The organism is Fulvivirga sp. (genome assembly GCF_040220315.1).
In the GTDB taxonomy this organism is placed as follows: domain Bacteria; phylum Bacteroidota; class Bacteroidia; order Cytophagales; family Cyclobacteriaceae; genus Fulvivirga.
Map to the genome: position 1 here is coordinate 1 of NZ_JAVJUY010000254.1, position 2,924 is coordinate 2,924.

Sequence of the window (2,924 nt, forward strand, 5' to 3'; positions counted from 1 at the left end):
TACCTCATCCATTTTATCGAGGTAGGGCAGTTCTTTTTCTCTGATAAGTTCATAGCCACCATTGTTGTAGTAATCGAAATTAGTATCACCAATACGAGCGCGAAGTTTTTTTAATCCTTCCCAACGCTCATTTACAAGCTCAAGAGTTCCTGACTCGCCAATAGTATTTAAATCATTAATAAGTTCAGTAAGACTACCGAAGCAGGCAAAACCTGCGTTTTTAGTGCTGGCACCAGTGGGTAATAATCCTCGTTCCAAAACCAATACGGATAGGTTCGGAGATTTTTCTTTTAAAGAGATAGCAGTTGATAAGCCAACTATTCCACTTCCGATAATTACGGCATCATACTCTATGAACGATTCTTTTTCCCAATAACTGATCATTTGGCTAAATTGCCAATGATTTGCCAATATTCATTCAAAATTCGGCAGTATTCACTATCTTTTCACTCCTAAAACTCAACCTATGAATACTACCAAGATTGTTCAGAAAGCTAAAACCTCTTCCTTTTATTTATGGCTTCTGAACGTTGGGCTTACCAGAATGATACCATTTAATAAACCTCATGGCTTTAGGGTGTTAGAGATATCAGATACTAAAATTCGGACAAAGCTGCCCTATAAATATTTGAACTTTAATCACATAAAAGGACTTCATGCTTGTGCGCTGGCTACACTTTCTGAGTTTTCAACTGGTTTTTTAATGATTTCCAGGCTCGATCCGAAGAAATACAGAATTATTTTAAAAACATTGGAAATGGAGTACCATTATCAGGGAAAAATGGATGGTATTGGCACATTTGAAATAAGCGATGAGTGGCTTGATACCAACGTCTACCAACCTTTGGAGAGTGCAGATGCCACTGTAGTAATTTGTGAAATAAAGATTCACGACACAGAAGGTAATCTACTTACAACAGGCAAAGTACACTGGCAGGTGAAATCGTGGGATAAAGTAAAAACCAAGGTGAACTAAGTTGATCAATAATTAATATATCATGAGACGAATTGATGAGTTACTTTCTGAATATGGTGAAAGTCATCAGAATGAAACAAACAAACTAATCCATTGGATTTGCGTACCGGCTATCTTTTTTAGCATTGTTGGCCTTATTTGGTCTATTCCCAGCGGTTTTTTACAGAGCAATATAACGGCCAGCCCTTACGCTAACTGGGCGACTATTATTTTGGTTGTGGTGCTAGCCTATTATATTGCACTGTCATGGCCTTTGGCTATCGGAATGGCAGTCTTTTCTTTCCTCTGCCTTATTGCAGCTAATGCATTGGCACAGGCAGCTATAGCACCACTATGGGCTTTATCGCTTGGTATTTTTGCGGTTGCCTGGATCGGCCAGTTTTATGGGCACAAAGTGGAAGGTAAAAAACCTTCTTTCTTAAAAGATGTTCAGTTTTTGATGATCGGCCCAGCCTGGTTAATACATTTCATTTTCAAGAAAATAGGCATTCGATATTGAAAGGGTGGAGGTTAAAGATTTTGTGCCTGAGGGGTATCATTACACTTTTGAGGAATACGTATTCAATACACATGCGCATCGGTTAACACAAGCACAATCAAACTGGAGAAGTTTTTACCTGCTTGATGATAACCATAAGACAGTTGTAGCTTCATGGCATGTTCATGTTAAAGATGGACTTGCAAAAAGCCCTTACAGAGCTACATTTGGTGGCCCTGATTTTTCTGAAAATCTAAGCATAGAATCATTGAATTTCTTTGTTCGCGCTGTGGAAGAGGCTGTATTGTCAACAATAGAAGTTATTCTGCCTTCGGAAAACTTAAATCTTCAGAAATTCACTATCGCAAAACAGGCATTTACAGAAAATGGATTTAAAGAGGCTCGATCTCAGGTCAATGCAACGATTCCCATAACAAATAAACCTTTTGAGCAGATCATTCATAAAAGTGAAATAAAGAAACTCAAGAGATCATTACAGGCAGGTTTGATCGCTAAAAAATTAGGCATTGATGATTTTAGTCAAGTTTATAATCATTTGAAAGAGAGTAGAACGGAGCGCGGTTATCAACTTTCAATGACGGAAGCTCAGCTGCTATCAGTAGTTGAAAAAATGCCTACGCATTTTCACTTATTTGGAGTCTTTGATGCAGAAAAAATGGTGGCCTCGGCCATAACAATAAAGCTCTCAAAGAAGGCACTTTATGTTTTTTATGGGGGTCATTCGAAGAATTATGATCGGTTGAGTCCGGCCGTTTTGCTGCATGCAGAAATATATGCCTTTTGTCAGAAGCAAGGAATGCAGTATCTTGATTTGGGCACTTCGTCTAAGGGTGAAGAAACTGATCATAATCTGCTTGACTTTAAGAAATATATAGGTGCAGAAACAGGTTTGAAACTTACTTTTAGAAAATCATAATGGTATGAGCAAGCCATTGGTTTCCATTGTTTGCTTATGTTATAATCATAAGGATTATGTGGTAGAGTCTGTTATTTCATCATTGAACCAGTCATACGAAAACATTGAAGTAATTGTCGTGGATGATTACAGTACAGATGGCAGTCAAAAGAAGATTGCGGAATTGAAGGAACGATTTAATCAATTGAAAGTAATCTTTACTGAGAAAAATTTAGGTAGCACTAAAGCCTTTAACCTTGGTTTGAAGTCTGCAAAGGGCGACTACGTTATTGACCTTGCCACTGATGATGTGTTAAACAAAGAGAGAGTCACACGAGGAATTGCAACCTTTGAAAAATATGATGATAAATATGGAGTAAATTTTACCAATGCTATTAACATCGATTCGAACGGAAATGAACTGAACCATCATTACGCAATTACAACTAATGTCACAGATATTCAGCCGCCACCAACTGGTGATTTATTTGTTGATTTGATTCAACGATATTTCATTTGTGCACCCACAATGATGACCAAAAAAATCGTTTTTG

General features: G+C 37.6%; 5 protein-coding genes. 4 read left to right on the forward strand and 1 reads right to left on the reverse strand.

Annotated features, from left to right (window positions below; genetic code table 11):
• A partial coding sequence (locus tag RLO81_RS12265; RefSeq protein WP_350111905.1) for an FAD-dependent oxidoreductase occupies positions 1–384 on the reverse strand: 384 nt, incomplete at its 3' end.
• A gap of 82 nt (positions 385–466) precedes the next feature.
• Here RLO81_RS12265 and RLO81_RS12270 point away from each other — a divergent pair.
• From RLO81_RS12270 to RLO81_RS12285, 4 genes are all read left to right on the forward strand, one after another.
• Complete coding sequence (locus RLO81_RS12270) at positions 467–976, forward strand: DUF4442 domain-containing protein (protein WP_350111907.1); 510 nt, start codon at positions 467–469, stop codon at positions 974–976.
• Between the two features lie 22 nt (positions 977–998).
• Positions 999–1,475 carry an Mpo1 family 2-hydroxy fatty acid dioxygenase gene (locus RLO81_RS12275; protein ID WP_350111909.1) on the forward strand — a complete coding sequence of 159 codons (477 nt, stop codon included), beginning with the start codon at positions 999–1,001 and terminating at the stop codon, positions 1,473–1,475.
• 4 nt (positions 1,476–1,479) lie between these two features.
• Positions 1,480–2,391, forward strand: coding sequence for a GNAT family N-acetyltransferase (locus RLO81_RS12280; protein ID WP_350111911.1), 912 nt, complete (start codon positions 1,480–1,482; stop codon positions 2,389–2,391).
• A gap of 4 nt (positions 2,392–2,395) precedes the next feature.
• Positions 2,396–2,924 (forward strand): glycosyltransferase family 2 protein (locus RLO81_RS12285; protein ID WP_350111913.1); only part of this gene is annotated, 529 nt, incomplete at its 3' end.

Coding starts and splice junctions, on each gene's coding strand:
- RLO81_RS12270 (WP_350111907.1), top strand. CDS start 467: ATGAATACTACCAAGATTGTTCAGAAAGCTAAAACCTCTTCCTTTTAT.
- RLO81_RS12275 (WP_350111909.1), top strand. CDS start 999: ATGAGACGAATTGATGAGTTACTTTCTGAATATGGTGAAAGTCATCAG.